This window comes from Pseudomonas benzenivorans (genome assembly GCF_024397895.1).
Taxonomy (GTDB): domain Bacteria; phylum Pseudomonadota; class Gammaproteobacteria; order Pseudomonadales; family Pseudomonadaceae; genus Aquipseudomonas; species Aquipseudomonas benzenivorans_A.
On record NZ_CP073346.1, the window covers coordinates 4012867 to 4031604 of the forward strand.

The 18738-nt window shown below is 65.1% G+C and carries 20 protein-coding genes and 1 tRNA gene; 13 read left to right on the forward strand and 8 right to left on the reverse strand.

Translation table 11 applies throughout. The features are described from left to right. Window positions 1–40 precede the first annotated feature (40 nt). Both KDW96_RS18840 and KDW96_RS18845 read left to right on the forward strand, forming a co-directional pair. A complete protein-coding gene (locus KDW96_RS18840; RefSeq protein ID WP_255837750.1) occupies window positions 41–1336 on the forward strand; it encodes an OprO/OprP family phosphate-selective porin in 1296 nt (431 codons plus the stop codon). 90 nt (window positions 1337–1426) lie between these two features. Next, entirely contained in the window at window positions 1427–2551 is a 1125-nt protein-coding gene (locus tag KDW96_RS18845; RefSeq protein ID WP_255837751.1) for a GNAT family N-acetyltransferase, read from the forward strand. 112 nt (window positions 2552–2663) lie between these two features. On the opposite strand, the gene KDW96_RS18850 is transcribed toward KDW96_RS18845, so the two are convergent. From KDW96_RS18850 to KDW96_RS18870, 5 genes are all read right to left on the reverse strand, one after another. Continuing rightward, the gene (locus KDW96_RS18850; RefSeq protein ID WP_255837752.1) at window positions 2664–3140 is read right to left on the reverse strand and encodes an REP-associated tyrosine transposase; all 477 of its coding nucleotides are present in this window, start codon (window positions 3138–3140) and stop codon (window positions 2664–2666) included. Between the two features lie 72 nt (window positions 3141–3212). Continuing rightward, window positions 3213–5045 carry an ABC transporter ATP-binding protein gene (locus tag KDW96_RS18855; RefSeq protein ID WP_255837753.1) on the reverse strand — a complete coding sequence of 611 codons (1833 nt, stop codon included), beginning with the start codon at window positions 5043–5045 and terminating at the stop codon, window positions 3213–3215. A gap of 143 nt (window positions 5046–5188) precedes the next feature. Next, window positions 5189–5743 carry a peptidylprolyl isomerase gene (locus KDW96_RS18860; protein ID WP_255837754.1) on the reverse strand — a complete coding sequence of 185 codons (555 nt, stop codon included), beginning with the start codon at window positions 5741–5743 and terminating at the stop codon, window positions 5189–5191. Window positions 5744–5745: 2 nt separating this feature from the next. After that, on the reverse strand, window positions 5746–6561 hold the full coding sequence (locus KDW96_RS18865) for an alpha/beta fold hydrolase (protein ID WP_255837755.1): 816 nt from the start codon (window positions 6559–6561) through the stop codon (window positions 5746–5748). A gap of 3 nt (window positions 6562–6564) precedes the next feature. Beyond that, a complete protein-coding gene (locus KDW96_RS18870) occupies window positions 6565–7500 on the reverse strand; it encodes a LysR family transcriptional regulator (protein WP_255837756.1) in 936 nt (311 codons plus the stop codon). A gap of 85 nt (window positions 7501–7585) precedes the next feature. Here KDW96_RS18870 and KDW96_RS18875 point away from each other — a divergent pair, with 85 nt between their 5' ends. The 5 genes from KDW96_RS18875 to KDW96_RS18895 all read left to right on the forward strand — a co-directional run bounded on the left by KDW96_RS18875 (window position 7586) and on the right by KDW96_RS18895 (window position 11412). Then, the gene (locus KDW96_RS18875; protein WP_255837757.1) at window positions 7586–7900 is read left to right on the forward strand and encodes a 3-phosphoglycerate kinase; all 315 of its coding nucleotides are present in this window, start codon (window positions 7586–7588) and stop codon (window positions 7898–7900) included. A 172-nt stretch (window positions 7901–8072) separates the two neighbouring features. Beyond that, window positions 8073–8672 carry an FMN-dependent NADH-azoreductase gene (locus KDW96_RS18880; RefSeq protein WP_255837758.1) on the forward strand — a complete coding sequence of 200 codons (600 nt, stop codon included), beginning with the start codon at window positions 8073–8075 and terminating at the stop codon, window positions 8670–8672. 237 nt (window positions 8673–8909) lie between these two features. Beyond that, window positions 8910–9779, forward strand: coding sequence for a carboxylate/amino acid/amine transporter (locus tag KDW96_RS18885; protein WP_255837759.1), 870 nt, complete (start codon window positions 8910–8912; stop codon window positions 9777–9779). Beyond that, window positions 9776–10666, forward strand: coding sequence for an EamA family transporter RarD (rarD, locus tag KDW96_RS18890; RefSeq protein WP_255837760.1), 891 nt, complete (start codon window positions 9776–9778; stop codon window positions 10664–10666). The genes KDW96_RS18885 and rarD overlap by 4 nt, the downstream gene beginning before the upstream one ends. A gap of 47 nt (window positions 10667–10713) precedes the next feature. Beyond that, complete coding sequence (locus KDW96_RS18895; protein ID WP_255837761.1) at window positions 10714–11412, forward strand: cupin domain-containing protein; 699 nt, start codon at window positions 10714–10716, stop codon at window positions 11410–11412. On the opposite strand, the gene KDW96_RS18900 is transcribed toward KDW96_RS18895, so the two are convergent. Continuing rightward, complete coding sequence (locus KDW96_RS18900) at window positions 11382–11732, reverse strand: anti-virulence regulator CigR family protein (protein ID WP_255840564.1); 351 nt, start codon at window positions 11730–11732, stop codon at window positions 11382–11384. The two genes, KDW96_RS18895 and KDW96_RS18900, sit on opposite strands and share 31 nt — an antisense overlap. A gap of 226 nt (window positions 11733–11958) precedes the next feature. Here KDW96_RS18900 and KDW96_RS18905 point away from each other — a divergent pair, with 226 nt between their 5' ends. Continuing rightward, entirely contained in the window at window positions 11959–13311 is a 1353-nt protein-coding gene (locus KDW96_RS18905; protein WP_255837762.1) for a DEAD/DEAH box helicase, read from the forward strand. Between the two features lie 35 nt (window positions 13312–13346). Next, entirely contained in the window at window positions 13347–13859 is a 513-nt protein-coding gene (locus tag KDW96_RS18910) for a DUF1294 domain-containing protein (protein ID WP_255837763.1), read from the forward strand. 46 nt (window positions 13860–13905) lie between these two features. Here KDW96_RS18910 and KDW96_RS18915 read toward each other — a convergent pair whose 3' ends face one another. Next, window positions 13906–14886: a zinc-dependent alcohol dehydrogenase family protein gene (locus KDW96_RS18915; RefSeq protein WP_255837764.1), complete on the reverse strand. Its 981-nt coding sequence runs from the start codon at window positions 14884–14886 to the stop codon at window positions 13906–13908. Window positions 14887–15090: 204 nt separating this feature from the next. On the opposite strand from KDW96_RS18915, the gene KDW96_RS18920 reads away from it, so the two are divergent. Further along, window positions 15091–16239, forward strand: coding sequence for a PQQ-dependent sugar dehydrogenase (locus KDW96_RS18920; protein ID WP_255837765.1), 1149 nt, complete (start codon window positions 15091–15093; stop codon window positions 16237–16239). Between the two features lie 134 nt (window positions 16240–16373). Here the strand turns inward: KDW96_RS18920 and KDW96_RS18925 are convergent, their stop codons facing one another. Then, on the reverse strand, window positions 16374–16562 hold the full coding sequence (locus KDW96_RS18925; protein WP_255837766.1) for a PFL_1563 family small protein: 189 nt from the start codon (window positions 16560–16562) through the stop codon (window positions 16374–16376). A gap of 324 nt (window positions 16563–16886) precedes the next feature. Here KDW96_RS18925 and KDW96_RS18930 point away from each other — a divergent pair, with 324 nt between their 5' ends. The 3 genes from KDW96_RS18930 (at window position 16887) to KDW96_RS18940 (ending at window position 18218) form a co-directional block, all read left to right on the forward strand. Next, window positions 16887–17729: a CvfB family protein gene (locus KDW96_RS18930; protein WP_255837767.1), complete on the forward strand. Its 843-nt coding sequence runs from the start codon at window positions 16887–16889 to the stop codon at window positions 17727–17729. A 104-nt stretch (window positions 17730–17833) separates the two neighbouring features. Next, window positions 17834–17909, forward strand: a tRNA-Thr gene (locus KDW96_RS18935). Between the two features lie 123 nt (window positions 17910–18032). Continuing rightward, complete coding sequence (locus KDW96_RS18940) at window positions 18033–18218, forward strand: hypothetical protein (RefSeq protein ID WP_255837768.1); 186 nt, start codon at window positions 18033–18035, stop codon at window positions 18216–18218. Window positions 18219–18738: the final 520 nt, after the last annotated feature.

Here is an 18738-nt window from a genome sequence, read left to right on the forward strand (position 1 = left end):
TCGGTGTTTTCAGCACTTAAGACCATTAGGGGAATCTTCGATGATCCGTAAGCACTTCGCCGGTTTCGCAGCCAGCGCCCTGACTCTGGCCGTTTCCGCCCAGGCTTTCGCCGGTACCGTCACCACCGACGGCGCCGATATCGTGATCAAGACCAAGGGCGGCCTCGAAGTCGCCACCACCGACAAGGAATTCAGCTTCAAGTTGGGCGGCCGTCTGCAGGCGGATGCGGACAGCTTCGACGGCTTCTACACCAAGAATGGCAATCGTGCCGATGAAACCTATTTCCGTCGTGCCCGTCTGGAAATTTCCGGTGTAGCCTTCACCGACTGGGGCTATACCTTCAATCGCAACTTCAGCGACAAAGCCAGCGACTGGGATGAACTGGCCATTCACTACAATGGCTGGAAACCGGTCCAGCTGTCGGTCGGTCGCATCAATCCGACGTTCGGTCTGGAAGAAGCCGTCAGTTCCAAGTGGATCACTGCCATCGAGCGTTCGGCCATTTATGACCTCGCCCCCTGGCTGAACAGCCATGAAAATGGTGAAGGCATCCGTCTGCGCGCCACGCTGGGCGACATGTTCCACGGTGAAGTTGGTGGCTATCGCCAGGACGGCAACCAGGACGAAGATGGCCAGAACAACACCACTTTCGTAGCGCGCGGTGTATTTGCCCCGATCGTCCAGGATAAGCAGGTTCTGCACTTCGGCCTGAACTACGCGACCCGTGAAGTAGAGGCGGGTTTCGATGAGTCGATCAAGTCGCGGCTGTCGGTTCGCGGCACCACCGAAGATAGCGTCAACGGCAACCGTGGCACCTTCGGTGGCGCTAAGCTGGATGGCACCGATCAGGCATGGGGGGCGGAAGCGGCCTATATGATGGGGCCGTTCTCCATCCAGGGTGAGTACCTGGCTCGCACCGCCGATGGCGATGCAGTGGCCAATGGCAACGACAACGATCTGGAAGCCAGCGGCTATAACGTGCAAGTTGCCTACACCCTGACCGGCGAATCGCGCAGTTACAAGCTCGATGGCGGCAAGTTTGACAAGATCAAGCCGGAGAACAAGCAGATCGGTGCCTGGGAAGTCTTCTACCGCTACGACGACATCACGGTCGATGAGACCGCGGTTGCGCCCTCCAACGCTGGTTTGCTCGGCCTGACGGCCGATACCGCTGAAGCCAGCGCCAAGACTCACACTCTCGGTGTGAACTGGTACGCCAACGAAGCGGTGAAGGTCTCAGTCAACTATCTGCACACCAGCGTTGACGACATCGTGAACGCCAATGGTGACGATGATGGCGATGCCATCAGCCTGCGCGCCCAGTACGTGTTCTAAGTAACCGCGATACGAATCGAACGTTGCACCCTTCAAGCCCCGCCTCGCGCGGGGCTTTTTTTCGTCCGTACAACAGGCCAGACTGCGGCCATGCCTATATCGACCCTGTCTGCGTTGAGCGAGTTGGATGCCTCGAGCTGGGATGCCTTGCGCATCGACCAGCAGCCTTTTCTGTGTCACGCCTTTCTCTCGGCGCTGGAAGACAGCGGCAGCGTGGGCGGCCGCAGTGGCTGGCAGGCGGCGCATCGCGTGCTGCAGGACAGCCAGGGGCGGGTGCTGACGGCCATGCCGGCCTATGTGAAAAGCCATTCCTATGGCGAGTACGTGTTCGACCATGGCTGGGCCGACGCCTGCCATCGGGCGGGCATCGACTATTACCCCAAGCTGCTAGGCGCCATTCCCTTCTCGCCGGTGAGCGGGCAGCGTGTGCTCGGCGATCCGCTCGCCGCCGGGCAATTGCTCGACGAACTTAGCGCCAGCCTGGCGCAGCAGGGGCTGTCGAGCCTGCATATCAATTTCACCAGCCCGGCCGATGATGCGTTGCTGCAGAGGCGTGACGGCTGGTTGCAGCGCCTCGGCTGCCAGTACCACTGGCGCAACCGGGGTTACCGGGATTTCCAGGATTTCCTCGACGGCCTCAGTTCGCGCAAGCGCAAGCAGATCCGCAAGGAGCGCGAGCAGGTGGCCGGACAGGGCATCGACTTCGACTGGCGCGAAGGCGCCGGGCTCAGCGAGGCGGAGTGGGACTTCGTCTACCTCTGCTACGCCAATACCTACCAGGTGCGCGGCCAGGCGCCCTACCTGACCCGGGACTTCTTCAGCCTGCTGGCCGAGCGCATGCCGGACGCGATCCGCGTGGTGCTGGCGCGCCAGGGCGGCCGGCCGGTGGCCATGGCCTTCAGCCTGGTCGGTGGCGACAGCCTCTATGGACGCTACTGGGGCTGCTTGGCCGAATTCGACCGCCTGCATTTCGAGACCTGTTTCTACCAGGGCATGGACCAGGCCATCGCCCAGGGCCTGCAGCGTTTCGATGCCGGCGCCCAGGGCGAGCACAAGCTGATCCGCGGCTTCGAACCGGTACTCACCCGCTCCTGGCACTACCTCTGCCATCCGGGCTTGCGCGCGGCGGTGGCGGATTTCCTCGAACAGGAGCGGGTCGGCGTGCAGGGCTATGCCGAGGAGGCGCGCAGCCTGTTGCCCTATCGGCAGGGCTGAGGTTTTTCGCGGGCATGGCCCGCTCCTACTGAAGCAGCGCGTGCCTCCATACTGTAGGAGCGGGCCATGCCCGCGAAGCGATGTTGGATACACCAACCATCGCTGAGCCTTGTCAAAGCCAGACGGCATTCCAGAACGGGTAGTCGCCGATCCGCGCAACCAAACCCGCCCGCAGCGGATTGGCCACGATGTAACGGGCGACGGCTTGTAGGTCTTCTTCTTCGCGCAGGGCATGGTCGTGAAAGGCTTTCGACCAGAGTGGGCCCGTTCGGCCCAGCACCCGGTTGGCGTTGCGGGAACTGGCGGATTTGAGTCGGCCAACCACTTCGCCGAGTGTATCCTGGTCGCCAAGCTGCACCAGCCAGTGGACGTGGTCGGGCATCAGCACCCAGGCCAGCATGCGGCTCTCCCTGAGCAATCTGCTGTCCTCGAAACAGCGCGCGGCCGAGCAGGCTGCTTGAAAATGGGTGAATTGCGGTGCGCGATTTTCGCCGGTTGCGGTAATCAGATAAGCCGTATTGCTCAGGGAAAACCGGCCTTTGCGCAAGGCCGCGTGCCCCGGTTTATTGTGGCTGTGATGCTCGTCCATAAGCATTTTCCTAGGGAATTTCGCAGCATGGCCCGCTCCTACGGGATAGGGGCATGGCCGCGAAGGGTATGATCACTCCACCCCGACGAAACCGCCGGTCTGGTGCTGCCAGAGCCGGGCATAGAGGCCGCCGCGTTCGAGCAGCTGGCGATGGCTGCCGCTCTCGACGATCTGCCCCTGGTCGATCACCACCAGGCGGTCCATGCGCGCGATGGTGGACAGGCGGTGGGCGATGGCGATCACCGTCTTGCCCTGCATCAGGGTGTCGAGGCTCTCCTGGATCGCCGCCTCGATCTCCGAGTCCAGCGCCGAGGTGGCCTCGTCCAGCACCAGGATAGGCGCGTCCTTGAGCAGCACCCGGGCGATGGCGATGCGCTGGCGCTGGCCGCCGGACAGCTTGACCCCGCGCTCGCCGACCTGGGCGTCGAGGCCGCGGCCGCCCTGGCCGTCGTCGAGGTCGCGGATGAAGCGGGCGGCCCGGGCCTTGCGCACCGCCTCCAGCAGCTCGGCATCGCTGGCCCCGGGGCGGCCGTAGCGCAGGTTGTCGCGGATCGAGCGGTGCAGTAGCGAAGTGTCCTGGGTGACCACGCCGATCTGCGCGCGCAGGCTCTCCTGGGTCACTGCGGCGATGTCCTGACCATCGATGAGGATGCGTCCGTCCTGCAGGTCGTAGAGGCGCAGCAGCAGGCTGACCAGGGTCGACTTGCCGGCGCCGGAGGGGCCCACCAGGCCGATCTTCTCGCCGGCGCGCACCTCAAGGTCGAGCCCGCCGATCACCCCGCCGGCCTTGCCGTAGTGGAAGTCGATGTGCTCGAAACGCACCGCGCCGCGGCTGACCCGCAGGGGCTGGGCGTCCGGGCGGTCGAGCACCTGGCGCGGCTGGACGATGGTGCGCATGCCGTCCTGCACGGTGCCGACGTTCTCGAAGATGCCGTTGACCACCCACATGATCCATTCGGACATGTTGTTGATGCGGATCACCAGGCCCAGGGCCAGGGCGATGGCGCCGGTGCTGATCTGCGCCTGACCCCACAGCCACAGCGCCAGGGCGCCGGTGCCGGCGATCAGCAGGCCATTGAGGCAGGTGACGCTGAATTCCAGGGCGGTGACGGTGCGGGTCTGCCGGCGTACCCGGTCGAGCAGGCCCTGCATGGCCTCGCGGGCGTAGCCTTCCTCCTCCCGGCTGTGGGCGAACAGCTTGAGGGTGGTGACGTTGCTGTAGCCGTCGACCACCCGGCCCATCAGCTGCGAGCGCGCCGCCGAGGCCGTGGCCGAGCGCGACTTGATGCGCGGCACGTAGTAGCCCAGCAGCAGGCAGTAGCCGAGAATCCACAGACCCAGCGGCAGTACCAGGCGCAGGTCGGCTTCGGCGAACAGGTACAGCGCGCTGCCGGCATACACCAGCACGTGCCACAGGGCGTCGACCACCTGCATGGCCGAGTCGCGCAGGGCCGGGCCGGTCTGCATGATGCGCTGGGCGATGCGCCCGGCGAAGTCGTTCTGGAAGAAGTTCAGGCTCTGCCCGAGCACGTAGCGGTGGTTCTGCCAGCGCACCAGGTTGGTCAGGCTCGGGGTGATCGCCTGGTTGGCCAGTAAATCATGCAGGCCGAACACCAGGGGACGGATCAGCAGCACCACCGCCAGCATCCACAGCAGTTCGCCCTGGTAGCGGCTGAAGAAGTCGCTGCTCGGGGTGGCCTGGGCCATGTCGATCAGCTGGCCGAGGAAGTTGAACAGCGCCACCTCGATCAGGGCGGCGAAGAAGCCGACCACCAGCACGGCGAGCAGCAGCGGCCAGGCCTGGATCAGGTAGTGGGCGTAGAAGGCCAGGATGCCCTTGGGCGGCACCACGTCCGGGCTGGGCCTGAACACGTCGAGCAGGGCTTCGAAGCGGCGAAACAGCATTCCGGGCGTCCTGCCGTTGCGATGGGGGAATGACGATTCTATCGCCTAAGTCGGCTGGGCTCGACGGCGTGCGGCTGTGCTGGTTGGCGAGGGACGCGCGTAGGGGCAGGAAGCGGACCGCTAAGGGTCCGCTTCCGCGGGGCTTACAGGCGCTTGGCCTCGAGGATCAGCACCGGCTCGCGCGGCACGTTCTGGTGGCCGCCGCGGTTGCCGGTGGGCACCTGGGCGATCTTGTCGACCACCTCCATGCCACGGACCACCTTGCCGAACACCGCATAGCCGAAGTCGCGGGTGCCGTGGTCGAGGAAGGCGTTGTCCTTGTGGTTGATGAAGAACTGGCTGGTGGCCGAGTCGCGCACCTGGGTGCGGGCCATGGCCAGGGTGCCGCGCACGTTGTGCAGGCCGTTGTCGGCTTCGTTCTTGATCGGCGCCCGGGTCTCCTTCTGCTCCAGGTCGGCATCGAAGCCGCCGCCCTGGATCATGAAACCGGGGATCACCCGGTGGAACTGGGTGCCGGCGTAGTGGCCGCTGTCCACATAGGCGAGGAAGTTCTGCACGCTGACCGGCGCCTTCTCGGCTTCCAGCTCGATTTCGATGTCGCCGGCGCTGGTGGTCAGCAGCACCTTGGGGTTCTCGGCGGCGAGCAGGCTGGTGGACAGCAGCAGGGAACAGGCGGCGAGGGCGAGTTGTTTGAGCATTCTCATGGGTCCTTGTGGTGGTTGAGCGCGGCCCGTTCGACTTCGGCGAGGAAGGCCAGCAGGCTGCTATTGAAACGTTGTGGTTGATCCAGGGGTGTGGCATGGCGCGAATTTTCGATCACCAGCAGGCGCGCATCGGGCAGTTCCTTGACGTAGGCCGCCTTCTGCGCCACCGGGGTGTAGTCGCGGTCGGCGCTGATCACCAGGGTAGGACAGGTGATGCGGGCCAGGCGTTCCCGCACGCCCCAGCCGATGATGGCGTCGAGGCTGGCCAGGTAGGCGCGCTTGTCGTTCTGCGGCCAGCGTTCCTCGATCTTGCGCCGCAGCTCTTCCTGGTGCGGGTGAGGGAACAGCAGACGGCCCAGGCCCTTGGCGATGGTCTTGAGGCCGAGCAGGCGCGACAGGCTCCAGCGCTTGGCGACCTCCAGGCGCTCGCGCAGGTTGCGTGGCTTGACCTCCGGGGTGCTGTTGACGATGCACAGGCTCTTGAGCAGTTCCGGGCGGTCGACGCCGAGCTGAAAGCCGATCATCCCGCCCATGGAGATGCCGACCAGGTGCACGGCCTCCAGGCGCAGGTGTTCGATCAGCGCCGCCACGTCCTCGGCGAAGCCGGCGATGCTGTAGCGCTCGCGGGGCTTGTCGGAGCGGCCGTGGCCGCGCAGGTCGAGGGCGATGACCCGGTAGTGCGCCGCCAGGTCGCCGATCTGGTATTCCCAGTCGCGGGTGCTCGAGCCCAGGCCGTGGACCAGCAGCAGCGGGGCGCCGTGGCCGTATTCCTCGTAGTGCAATTGGCAGCCGTCGCTGTCGAAGTAGGCCATGGCCTAGGTTTCCTCGTTTGGCGGCAGCTGCGCGGTGGGTGCTGCATCGAGTGGTGCGGCGTCGAAGCGGCGGATCAGCTCGGCGAGGATCTGGGTGGCCGGCCCCAGCGCCCTGTCCTTGTTCGAGTACAAGAGGTACCGGGTGTTGCGACTGCCGCCGTGCTCCAGGGGCAGCGGGCTGAGCAGGCCGTCCTTGAGCTCGCGCTCGATCAGATGTCGCGGCAGCCAGGCGAAGCCCAGGCCGTTGCTGACGAAGCGGGCGGCGGTGGCCAGGCTGCCGACCGTCCAGCGCTGCTCGGCGCCGAGCCAGCCGACGTCGCGCGGCTGCTGGCGGCCCGAGTCGCGAATCACCACCTGCATCTGGCCCTCCAGGTCCTGAAAACTCAGTTCGCGTTGCAGGCGGTGCAGCGGATGGTCGGGGTGGGCCACGGCGACGAACTCCACGGTACTCATCTCCGTGCACAGGTAGCCTGGAATGTTCAGGCCGCTGATGGCCAGGTCGGCGGTGCCTTCCTTGAGCACGTCCTCGACGCCGGACAGCACCTCCTCGCGCAGGCGCACCCGGCAGCCGCGGCTCTGTGGCATGAAGGCGGTAAGCGCCTGGACCAGGCGGGCGTTGGGGTAGGCGGCGTCCACCACCAGGCGCACCTCGGCTTCCCAGCCCTGCTCCATGTTGTGGGCCAGGTCTTCCAGCTGGCTGGCCTGCTTGACCAACTGGCGCGAGCGACGCAGCAGCACCTCGCCGGCTTCGGTGAGCACCGCCTTGCGCCCGTCGATCCGCAGCAGCGGCACGCCGAGCTGCTCCTGCATGCGCGCCACCGTATAGCTGACCGACGACTGCGAACGGTGCAGCACCTCGGCGGCCTGGGCGAAGCCGCCCTGGTCGACCACCGCCTGCAGGGTTCGCCATTGATCGAGGGTCACGCGTGGCGCTTTCATTATTTGCTCCTATTCACGGGAATCGCCGGGTGCACGCGGCGGCGATATCGCCCTAAACTGGCGGTCCACCTTAGGAGACCGCCCGATGAGAAACCTCTGTTGTGCCCTGATCGCCCTGTTGCCGCTGAGCGCCCTTGCCTACCCGATCGAGCTGGAAAAGCAGCTCAACGGTGCTGAGGTGTCCGCCACCACCCAGGAGATCGACCACAACATGGGCGCGGTGCGTCTCTACAACTACGGCCAGACCGACGCCCGATGCAGCGGCGTGTTCCGCAACGGTCCCGAGCGCCCGCGCACGCGCAAGGTGCTGCTGGCGGCGGGAGAGAGCGACAACATGACCGTGAAGTTCGCCCGCAGCATCATCCGGTTGCGGGTGAAGCTGACCTGCACCCTCGACTAAGCCTGCAGCGCTCGTACCTGGCGGTTTTCGAACATCGCTGAGCCTAGAGCGATGGTGGGAATAAATCAACTTTGTCGATTGTTTATGTCTGGTTTTTGCGCTTTTTAATCGGCTGGTGTGGTCATAGTCTGTGCCCATCGAGACACAACAACTCACGATGGAGCCAAACATCATGTCCAATGTCCTGGTAATCGAAAGCAGCGCCCGTCAACAAGGCTCGGTATCGCGCCAACTCACCGAGCAGTTCATCGCCCGCTGGCGGGCGGCCCACCCGGCCGACAGCATCGAGATTCGCGACCTGGCGGTCGAGCAGGTGCCGCACCTGGATGCCAACCTGCTGGGCGGCTGGATGACCCCGGCCGAGCAGCAGAGCGAGGCGGAGCGGGCGGCCCTGGCGCTGTCCAATCAGCTCAGCGACGAGCTGCTGGCCGCCGATGTGCTGGTGCTGGCCGCGCCGATGTACAACTTTGCCATTCCCAGCACCCTCAAGGCCTGGCTCGATCACGTACTGCGTGCCGGGGTGACCTTCCACTACACCGAGAACGGCCCCGAGGGGCTGCTCAAGGGCAAGCGCGCCTTCGTCCTCACCGCCCGCGGCGGCATCTATGCCGGCGGCAGCCTGGATCAGCAGGAACCCTACCTGCGCCAGGCCCTTGGCTTTATCGGCATCAACGACGTGAGCTTCATCCATGCCGAGGGCCTCAACATGGGCGGCGACGTCTCGGAGAAAGGTTTGGCCGAAGCGCAGGAAAAGTTGGCGCAAGTAGCCTAACCTTTAGGCATGAGCGACTGACTTAGCGCCCCCTCCGCTCCTTGGGGGCGTCCCTGCCCGGCCGACCAGCGTGACTGGTCCTTCGGGCCTTTTTTTGACGCCCCAGCGCCCCGCGCTGGGGCGTCTTTGCATCTGCGGCGCTGCCGCGGCACCTCGTCGTCATGGCTCAGCTGAGCTGCTCAGGATTGTTGCCAGCGCGGCAACCGGATAAGGTCGCCGGTTTTCTGCGAGGTGCCCATGCGCTATCTGCTGTTCGTAACCCTGCTGTGGGCCTTCTCCTTCAGTCTGATCGGCGAGTACCTGGCCGGGCAGGTGGACAGCTATTTCGCCGTGCTGACCCGGATCGTCATCGCCGGGTTGGTGTTCCTGCCGCTGACGCGCTGGCGCGGCGTGGCGCCGGGATTCATCCGCGGCATGTTGCTGATCGGCGCCTTGCAGTTCGGCGTCACCTACGTGTGCCTGTACCTGAGCTTCAGCATGCTGAGCGTGCCGGAGGTGCTGCTGTTCACCGTGCTGACGCCTCTCTATGTGACCCTGATCGAGGATGCCCTGCGGCGGCGCTTCAATCCCATGGCCCTGCTCGCCGCGTTGGTGGCGGTGGCCGGCGCCGCGCTGATTCGCTACGACCAGGTCGATGCGGGTTATTACACAGGCTTTGCCCTGCTGCAGGTCGCCAACGCCACCTTCGCCGCCGGCCAGGTGCTGTACAAGCATCTGCTGGCACGTCATCCCTCGGATATCCCGCAATATCGGCGCTTCGGCTACTTCTACCTCGGGGCGCTGGCCGTGGCCCTGCCGGCCTTCCTCGCGTTCGGAAACGCCGCCGGCTTGCCCAGCAGCGCCCTGCAGTGGAGCGTGCTCGCCTGGCTCGGTATGGTGGCTTCCGGGTTGGGGTTGTACTGGTGGAACAAGGGCGCCAGCCTGGTCGATGGCGGCACCCTGGCGGTGATGAACAACGCTCTGGTGCCGGCCGGTCTGCTGGTCAACCTGCTGCTATGGAATCGCGATGCCGACCTGCTGCGCCTGAGCCTGGGCGCGGCGGTGATCGCCGCCTCATTACTGCTTACCCGGGTGGGCACCCTGCAAGGAGCGAAGGCGACGCAATGAATCTGTCTGGACGTGGAGTGGCGCTGTCGATCTTCGCCTCGGTGCTGTTCGCCGTGATTCCCGGCTACGTGCAGCAGCTGGCGCCCCTGGATGGCGTGCAGGTGTTTGCCCAGCGGGTGCTCTGGTCGATTCCGGCAATCCTGTTGCTGGTGGCACTGAGTCGGCAGTGGGGCACGCTGGCCGCCGTGCTCGCGCGCATGCGGCGCGAGCCGCTGCTGCTGCTGGCCTCGCCCGTGGCGGCGCTGCTGATCGGCGTGCAGTGGGGGCTGTTCGTCTGGGCGCCGCTGGCCGGCTACATGCTCGACGTTTCCCTGGGTTACTTCCTCTTGCCGCTGGTCATGGTGCTGGCCGGGCGGCTGTTCTATGGCGAACGCCTGCGGCCGTTGCTCAAGGTGGCGGTGTTCTGCGCGGTGATCGGCGTGCTGCACGAGCTGTGGCGCACCCAGGCGTTTTCCTGGGTCACCCTGGTCACCGCCCTGGGCTACCCGCCTTACTTCATGCTGCGGCGCTGGATGCGCATGGACGCGCTGTCCGGGTTTATCCTGGAGATGCTGATGCTGGCGCCGATCGCCATCTGGCTGATCCTGGCCTGGGGGCCTGCGGATGTCTTCACCCTGGCGCCGCAGCTGTGGTGGTGGCTGCCGGGCCTGGGCCTGCTCGGCACCCTGGCCTTCGCGGCGATGATGGCGTCCAGCCGGCTGCTGCCGATGGGCCTGTTCGGCATCCTCAGCTACGTCGAGCCGGTGCTGCTGTTCGCCGTGTCGCTGGTCTATCTGGGGGAGCACTTCGACCCCGCGCAGCTGTTGACCTACCTGCCGATCTGGCTGGCGGTGCTGCTGGTGACCTGGGACAGCACGCGGCGGCTGATCAAGCAGCGGCGCATCTGAGGCGCCGGCAGAGCGGAGCCAGCACTTTTCATACAGGGGCAGACGCTATGCGAATCAATGCGGACCTCACGCAACGGGTGGTACTCGATACCCGGGCGATGCCCTGGCAGGCCTCGCCGCTGCCGGGCGTCGAGCGCCGCCCCCTGGAACGCTTCGCCGCGGAAAGCGGCCGCGCCACTTCGGTGGTGCGTTATGCGCCGGGCTCGGCCTTCAGTCGTCACCTGCATCCGGGGGGCGAGGAGATCCTGGTCCTGGAGGGCGTGTTCGTCGATGAGCATGGCGAGTACCCGGCGGGCTACTGGCTGAAGAATCCCCCGGGCAGCGGTCACACGCCATCGAGCCCGCCGGGCTGCCTGCTGTTCGTCAAGCTGTGCTACCAGGCGCCGGAGGATCAGCGCAGCGCGCGCATCGACACCGCCAGCGCGGCATGGCAGCCGGGCCAGGTGCCGGGGTTGCAGGTGTTGCCCCTGGACAGTCATGGCACGGTGCATACCGCCCTGGTGCGTTGGGCACCCGGTACGCGCTTCAAGGCCCATCAGCATCTGGGCGGTGAAGAAATCCTGGTGCTGGAGGGCGTGTTCGAGGACGAGTTCGGCGCCTATCCGGCCGGCACCTGGCTGCGCAGCCCCCATGGCTCGCGGCATACGCCGTTCTCCAGCGAGGGGTGCCTGATCTACGTCAAGGTCGGGCACCTGTTTGAGGGCGCCTTGCCCGCTCAGTCCAGCACGTTCCTCAGCACTTCGTAGACGATCCCCGTGGCGATGGCCACCAGCACCACGTCGCGGCCGATCTGCTTCCACTCGTAGCCGTCGTAGCGAGGCAGCTGGCTGCTCAGGTGCGGGTCGAAACGCTTGGCGATGCCCGGCGGCAGCGGCTTGCCGCGCGCCAGGTTCTTGGCGATGCCCGGCGGCAGGCTGCCAGCCGGCGCGAGCAGGTGACGGTTGTCACCGAGGATGATGCGTACCCGGCCGATATCGATCGACGGACCGTTGAGCTGGACGCTGAGGTCGCCGTCATGGCTGGCGCCATGCTTGTCGTGTTTCGGCGCCGCCTGGGCCGTTTGCATGGCCAGGGCAGCGAGCAGTGCAGTGCAGATCAGCAAACGAGGATGAGGCATGGCAGGCTCCATAAACGGAGGGGTGAGCATGACACTGGATTTGAGCCCTTAATTGGGCCTTATTCAAGATGCCGGTCCTGCACTTTGTGGCCGCTGACGCAAAGAAATTCGGCCGCGGCCCAGGAAACCGTTAGGCTATGCAGCTGATTCCAGTTTTTTTGCCGAGGTTGACCCCGTGTTTTCCCAATTCCCCCTGCACGAACGCCTGCTGAAAGCCGTGGCCGAGCTGAACTTTGTCGAGCCCACCCCGGTGCAGGTGGCGGCCATTCCGCCCGCGCTGCAGGGACGTGACCTGCGGGTGATCGCCCAGACCGGCAGCGGCAAGACCGCGGCCTTCGTCCTGCCCATGCTCAACCGCCTGCTCGGTGACGGCGCACCCAAGCCGCGGGTGAGCCTGCGCGCGGTGATCCTGCTGCCGACGCGCGAGCTGGCCCAGCAGACCCTCAAGGAAGTCGAGCGCTTCGCCCAGTTCACCTTTATCAAGGCCGGGCTGATCACCGGTGGCGAGGACTTCAAGTCCCAGGCGGCCATGCTGCGCCGAGTGGACATCCTGATCGGCACCCCGGGGCGGCTGATCGAGCACGCCAACGCCGGCAACCTGCCGCTGGAGGAGGTCGAGGTGCTGGTGCTGGACGAGGCCGACCGCATGCTCGACATGGGCTTCGCCGAAGATGTGCAGCGCCTGGCCGAGGCCTGCTCCGGGCCGCACCAGACCCTGCTGTTCTCCGCCACCAGCGGCGGCTCCGGCCTGCGCGAAATGGTCGCCAAGGTGCTCAAGGAGCCCCAGTACCTGCAGCTCAACGCCGTCAGCCAGCTCGCCGAAGGCACCCGCCAGCAGATCATCACCGCCGACCACAACTACCACAAGGAACAGCTGGTCGACTGGTTGCTGAGCAACGAGACCTACGACAAGGCGATCATCTTCACCAATACCCGGGTCCAGGCCGACCGCCTCTACGGCAAGCTGGTGGCCCGCGAGTTCAAGACCTTCGTGCTGCATGGCGAGAAGGATCAGAAGGACCGCAAGCTGGCCATCGACCGCCTCAAGCAGGGCGCGGTGAAGATCCTGGTCGCCACCGACGTGGCGGCCCGGGGCCTGGACGTCGAGGGTCTGGACCTGGTGATCAACTTCGACATGCCGCGCTCCGGTGACGAATACGTGCACCGCATCGGCCGCACCGGTCGTGCCGGTGCCGAGGGCCTGGCGATCTCGCTGATCTGCCACACCGACTGGAACCTGATGTCGAGCATCGAACGCTACCTCAAGCAGCGTTTCGAGCGCCGCACCATCAAGGAACTGAAGGGCACGTATCAGGGGCCGAAAAACCTCAAGGCGTCCGGCAAGGCGGCCGGCACCAAGAAGAAAAAGACCGACGCCAAGGGCACCAAGAAAAGCGCGGCGAAGAAGCCCGCGGCCAAGGCCCCGAGCAAGCGCAACACGATCAACAAGCCGAAGAGCGAGGCGCCGACACTGGTCAGCCAGGACGGCCTGGCGCCGCTCAAGCGACGCAAGCCGACTGCCGAGTAATCGCGATGCGCTTGTTGCCGATGGGGGCGGGCGCATTGTGGCTACTGTCAGCACGGGTGCAGGGCCAGGGCACCGTCCACAGGTGTCTGCAGCCCGATGGCGTGGTGCTCTACAGCGATCAGGCCTGCAGCATGGCGCACAGCAACCTGGCCTTGAGTGTCAGCGGCTACGCCAGCTATCCGCCGATGTTGCGGGGCCTGGCCAAGCTCTGGCACGAACAGCTGCAGCCGCTGTTCGGCGGGATCGAGGTGCTGCCGTACCTGGCGCTGCTCTACGGGCTGATGAGCCTGGTCTGCTTTGTCGCCTACTACCGCGACAAGCAGTTCGCCATGCGCGGCGCACGGCGCACGCCCGAGGCGCGCCTGCACCTGTACGAGTTATTCGGTGGCTGGCCGGGCGGCCTGCTGGCGCAACGCATGATTCGCCACAAGAATCGCAAGCTCGGCTATCAGGTCAGGTTCTGGCTGATCGTACTGAGCCACCTGCTGGTGGCCGCTGCGGTGCTGTGGCTGGCCTATTGGCCCGAGTCGCGGCTGGCGCTGTTGTGAAACCGGGCGGGCATGCTTCAGCCCATGCCCGCCCGGCGCCTGGGGCTTACTTCGGTACGATCAGGATCTTGCCGTCCCGCTCGCCGCTGGCGGCGGCCGCCACGGCTTCCTTGATCTGGCTGACGTCGTAGGTGGCGGCGACGCGGGCGTGCAGCTTGCCGCTGGCGATCAGTTGGGTCAGCTCGCCGAACACCTGCATCTGCTCGGCCGGGGTCGCCTGTTGGAACCACTTGGCCAGCCAGAAGCCCTTGAGGGTCACGCCGCGAAAGACGAAGGAAGCCGGCGACACCTGGCAGGGTTGGCGGCTCATCATCCCGTAGTTCACCAGCACGCCACCCTCGCTCAGGCTCGCGGCGAGGTGGTCGGTGGCCTCACCGCCCACCGCGTCGATGCCCAGGCGCACCGGTGCGCCGCCGGTGGCCGCGCGCACGCGCTTGGCCAGATCCGGACCATCGACCAGCACCACGTCGCCGCCTTCGGCCTCGACGCCGGCCACCGCCGACTCGCGGCGCACCACGTTGAGGGTTCTGAAGCCGCGCAGCTTGGCCAGCTGGATCAGGTAGCTGCCGACCCCCGAGTTGGCGGCGTTCTGGATCACCCAGTCGCCGGGCTGCAGGTCGACGAACTGGCTGAGCATCAAGGAGGCGGTCGGCGGGTTGACGGTCATCATCGCCAGTTGCTGCGGATCGGACTCCGGCAGGGGAATCAGCTTGTCCGCCGGCGCGTTCAGGTGGCTGACCCAGGTGCCGCAGCCGACCGGCAACAGTACCAGCTGGCCGACCTTGAGCTTGCTCACCTCCGCGCCGAGCGCCTCGACCCGGCCCACGCCCTCGTTGCCGCCGATCGCCGGCAGCGGCGGCAGCATGCCGTACTCGCCGGTCAGGGTGAGTACGTCGGAGGGGTTGATCGGTGCGGCTGCCACCTTGACCCGCACCTCGCCTGCAGCCGGCGCGGCAAGCTGCAGTTCGACGGCTTCGATCACATCCTGCGGTTGCGGGCCGCGTGTCTGGTACTGGGCTTTGAGCATCGGGTTTCTCCGTGGGCTGGCGAGTTGATCAGCGCCCCAGTCTAGACCTTGGCGGCTGCGTGCGGACGAATCCCCTGCAATACAGCCGGTTGATCATGGTCGGCTGTCAAGGGCTGAAAGCCGCGACCTGCTGGTGCACTATGGGCAGGACGATGATCGGCCGCGCCGCCGCGGACGTTGCCGATCAAGCGAAGGAGAGGGGCCATGCTGAACTCGCGATTGCTTGGGATTCTCGGGCTTGTCGCCGCTGTGGCGCTGCCGCCGGCCGTCGCGCAGGAGCGCCAGTATCCCAGTGAGCTGGGTAGCCTGCGGGTCACCACGCTGCTGTCCGGTCTTGAACACCCCTGGGCCCTGGCATTTCTGCCGGATCGCCAGGGCCTGCTGCTGACCGAGCGCCTCGGGCGCCTGCGTCTGCTCGGCGCCGACGGCCGACTGTCCGAGCCCATCGAGGGCGTGCCGCAAGTCTACGCCCGAGGCCAGGGCGGCCTGCTGGATGTGGCGCTGTCCCCGGCGTTCGCCACCGATCGATGGGTGTACCTGAGCTATGCCGAAGCGGGCAAACGCGGCAAGGCCGGCACGGCAGTCGGGCGCGGCCGCTTGTCAACCGATGGGCGCCGGCTGGAGGGCTTCGAGGTGATCTTCCGCCAGCAGCCCAAACTGTCCACCGGCGTGCATTTCGGCGCGCGCCTGGTGTTTGATCGTGACGGCTACCTGTTCATCACCCTGGGCGAGAACAACCAGCGACCCACCGCCCAGCACCTCGACAAGCTCCAGGGCAAGGTGGTGCGCCTGCACTCCGACGGCCGCGTGCCACCTGACAACCCCTTTGTCGACCAGGACGGCGTGCGCCCGGAAATCTGGTCCTACGGCCATCGCAACCCCCAGGGCGCCGCCCTCAATCCCTGGACCGGCGCATTGTGGGTGCATGAGCATGGCCCGCGCGGCGGCGACGAGATCAATATCCCCCAGGCCGGCAAGAACTACGGCTGGCCGTTGGCCACCCATGGGGTGAACTATACGTTCCTGCCGATTCCCGAGGCCCTGGGTGAAACAGTCGCCGGCACCGAGCCGCCGCACCATGTCTGGGAGAAATCGCCGGCGATCAGCGGCATGGCGTTCTATGACGCGGCGCGCTTTCCGCAGTGGCGACACAGCCTGTTTGTCGGGGCGCTGGCTGGAGAGGCGCTTCTGCGCCTGCAGTTGCAGGGCGACCGGGTGATGCACGAGGAGCGCCTGCTGGAAGCGCTGGATGCGCGCATTCGCGACGTGCGCCAGGGGCCGGACGGCTATCTCTATGTGTTGACCGACGCCAGCGACGGCCAGCTACTGCGCGTCGGGCTGGCGCGCGACTGAGCGGGGCGGGTACCGGTTGGTCGTGCACATTTCAGGAGCTGGGGGAATGGCCGGCGAGTTTTACGGCAGGGGAGAGGGGAGCGCCTGGCGCTTTGTCGAGACGAGCAAAGCGCTACAGGGTAGCCGGCGCGAGGCTATTTCTTGCTGATGGTGATCTGCTTGCTGGCGCCGTAGACCTGGCCACTGACACCCTTTTCAATCTGCTGGATTTCGCCACCGGCTTTCAGGAAGGCCGCGATCTGCGCATCGATCGAGGCGCTGGTTTCAACGGCGGGGGCCGGCTTGGGTTTGCTCTGGGATGCTTTTACACGCATGGCAGCCATTAACCTATTTAAAAATTAATTTGGCCGAGCATTGTACGTGAACGGCTTGACAATTGCTTGATAAATAATGTCGGCGGGAAGTTATTGCGCCCTGTGCTTCGAGCGCGCACCACGCCGATTTTAATTTTTGTTTTCTATAAGGTGTTGTTTTATCGGAGGTTCGCCGGCGTATCGGGTTGGAGGCGGCGCCACGTTGCGAAGCTCGCTTGCCATTGGTCGGATCGTACGTTCGCGCAGCCGGGAGCACCCCGCCGAGGCGTGGTTGCCAGCAAAGGCGGCCACAACTCGGGTAGAATGCGCGCCTGGCAACGAGGGTAGGGCACCATGGCGGTTATCGGACGCATGAATTGTTTGCAGGTCGTCAAGCACACCGACTTCGGTCTGTATCTGGATGGCGGCGCGGACGGCGAAATATTGTTGCCCAAGCGTTATATCCCCAAGGATACGCCGAGCGAAGTGGAAGACTGGCTGAATGTATTTATCTATTTGGACAGCGACGACAAATTAATTGCCACCACGGAAAAACCGAAAGTTCAGGTCGGTGAATTCGCCAGCCTGAAGGTGGTGGATATCAACCGGGTCGGTTTGTTTCTCAATTGGGGCTTGCCGAAAGACCTGCTGTTGCCCCATTCGGAAGAAAAGCGCCCGCTGCAGGTCGGCGATTACTGCGTCGTGCATGTCTTTCTCGACAAGCGCAGCAAACGCATCACCGCCACCGCGCGCCTGGATCGTTACCTCGACAGGCTGCCGGCCACCTACCAGGCTGGCCAGGAAGTCGACTTGCTGGTGGTCGAGTCCACCGACATGGGCTTCAAGGCCATCATCAACGGCCAGCACTGGGGCCTGATTCACAAGAACGAGCTGTTCAAGTTCCTGCGCAGCGGCATGCGCGAGAAGGGCTTCATCAAGGAAGTGCGCGACGACGGCAAGATCAGCCTGAGCCTGCAGCCGGTGGGCCAGGACGTGGTGGGTAGCCTGGGCGAACAGATCCTGGCCAAGCTGCGCGAGCAGGGCGGGATGCTCGAACTGAGCGACAAGAGCTCGCCGGAGGCCATCAGCGCGCTGTTTCGGGTCAGCAAGGGCAACTTCAAGAAGGCCATCGGCGGGCTGTACAAGCAGGGTCAGATCCGCATCCACGAAGACCGTATCGAACTGCTCGAACGTTAAGCCGCGAGCGGGCGCGCCGCTGGCGCCGGGCACACCGACATCCGGCGGGCAGAATACAAAAACCCGCTTGAGCGTCCGCCGGCTCCCATGAATAATGCGCAAGCGCCGTTGTAGCTCAGTTGGTAGAGCACGTCATTCGTAATGATGGGGTCGGGGGTTCGATTCCTCTCAGCGGCACCAGTAAAAACAAGGCCTGCAGCGATGCAGGCCTTTTTCGTTTTCGGACGGATTTGAGTCGGGTTTGGCTCTGGTGTTGGTTTTGCGGTAAGCCCTTCGAACGCGGTTCCCCCTGAGGGGATGACTTTGGACGATCAATCGAAAACGCAGCATGACAAGCCGGCCGCCGGTGACCTCTGCGACGAGGATGCCGAGTACCTGAACATTCCCATGGTCAACAGGGAGGGCGCTGCGCTGCCCAAGCCGAGTCTGGGGTCTCGCCTGTCAGCCTGGCGGCGTAAGTTGGAAAGCCGTGATGGCCCGCTGCGCTGAGGCTCGACCTGACCTCTCACCAGGTTTCGCCTTAGGTGATTAGTCGCATTCACGCTGTTTCTCGAATCCATGATGTGAGTGTCGATCAGCCTGATGGTGGACGCCGTTGCGTCAGTCGGTGGCTCGGCAGAGGGTGAGGGGCTTGAGCGTCTGTCTGCGAGCTTCGCGACGTACCGCACGCATGGCGATCTTGATGTTCAGGTCTGCGCTTTCCCACTCGCGACACAGCAACTGGGCATTGATGCCGGCCTCCTGCCTGAGCGGATAGCCTCCAGGCCGGATGGGGATGCACCCGCAAAAGTCCCGCATTTCTGTCCCAGCGCTATTGGTCTATCTGCTGAAAAAGCCAAATTTCAGCTCCGAAGATGCTCAATGTGACGGCGCATTCGGCGCCGATCCTTAGTTTCAGTGAGTCCTCTGTGACCAGTTGGTCATAAGTCAATCTTGGTCTTTGGGGCTGTTTGACTAATGTGACAAGTGGCATCTTGACAGTAGGCGGCGTTAGGGGAGAATCCCCGCG

What these genes read in the sequence shown, in the direction of transcription:
- KDW96_RS18860 (WP_255837754.1), bottom strand. Translation starts at nt 5,743, where the DNA reads ATGCTCAAACAACTCGCCCTCGCCGCCTGTTCCCTGCTGCTGTCCACC.
- KDW96_RS18900 (WP_255840564.1), bottom strand. Translation starts at nt 11,732, where the DNA reads ATGCAAACGGCCCAGGCGGCGCCGAAACACGACAAGCATGGCGCCAGC.
- KDW96_RS18880 (WP_255837758.1), top strand. Translation starts at nt 8,073, where the DNA reads ATGTCCAATGTCCTGGTAATCGAAAGCAGCGCCCGTCAACAAGGCTCG.
- KDW96_RS18915 (WP_255837764.1), bottom strand. Translation starts at nt 14,886, where the DNA reads ATGCTCAAAGCCCAGTACCAGACACGCGGCCCGCAACCGCAGGATGTG.
- KDW96_RS18930 (WP_255837767.1), top strand. Translation starts at nt 16,887, where the DNA reads ATGGCGGTTATCGGACGCATGAATTGTTTGCAGGTCGTCAAGCACACC.
- KDW96_RS18885 (WP_255837759.1), top strand. Translation starts at nt 8,910, where the DNA reads ATGCGCTATCTGCTGTTCGTAACCCTGCTGTGGGCCTTCTCCTTCAGT.
- KDW96_RS18855 (WP_255837753.1), bottom strand. Translation starts at nt 5,045, where the DNA reads ATGCTGTTTCGCCGCTTCGAAGCCCTGCTCGACGTGTTCAGGCCCAGC.
- KDW96_RS18845 (WP_255837751.1), top strand. Translation starts at nt 1,427, where the DNA reads ATGCCTATATCGACCCTGTCTGCGTTGAGCGAGTTGGATGCCTCGAGC.
- KDW96_RS18865 (WP_255837755.1), bottom strand. Translation starts at nt 6,561, where the DNA reads ATGGCCTACTTCGACAGCGACGGCTGCCAATTGCACTACGAGGAATAC.
- KDW96_RS18840 (WP_255837750.1), top strand. Translation starts at nt 41, where the DNA reads ATGATCCGTAAGCACTTCGCCGGTTTCGCAGCCAGCGCCCTGACTCTG.
- KDW96_RS18895 (WP_255837761.1), top strand. Translation starts at nt 10,714, where the DNA reads ATGCGAATCAATGCGGACCTCACGCAACGGGTGGTACTCGATACCCGG.
- KDW96_RS18920 (WP_255837765.1), top strand. Translation starts at nt 15,091, where the DNA reads ATGCTGAACTCGCGATTGCTTGGGATTCTCGGGCTTGTCGCCGCTGTG.
- KDW96_RS18875 (WP_255837757.1), top strand. Translation starts at nt 7,586, where the DNA reads ATGAGAAACCTCTGTTGTGCCCTGATCGCCCTGTTGCCGCTGAGCGCC.
- KDW96_RS18850 (WP_255837752.1), bottom strand. Translation starts at nt 3,140, where the DNA reads ATGGACGAGCATCACAGCCACAATAAACCGGGGCACGCGGCCTTGCGC.
- rarD (WP_255837760.1), top strand. Translation starts at nt 9,776, where the DNA reads ATGAATCTGTCTGGACGTGGAGTGGCGCTGTCGATCTTCGCCTCGGTG.
- KDW96_RS18870 (WP_255837756.1), bottom strand. Translation starts at nt 7,500, where the DNA reads ATGAAAGCGCCACGCGTGACCCTCGATCAATGGCGAACCCTGCAGGCG.
- KDW96_RS18925 (WP_255837766.1), bottom strand. Translation starts at nt 16,562, where the DNA reads ATGGCTGCCATGCGTGTAAAAGCATCCCAGAGCAAACCCAAGCCGGCC.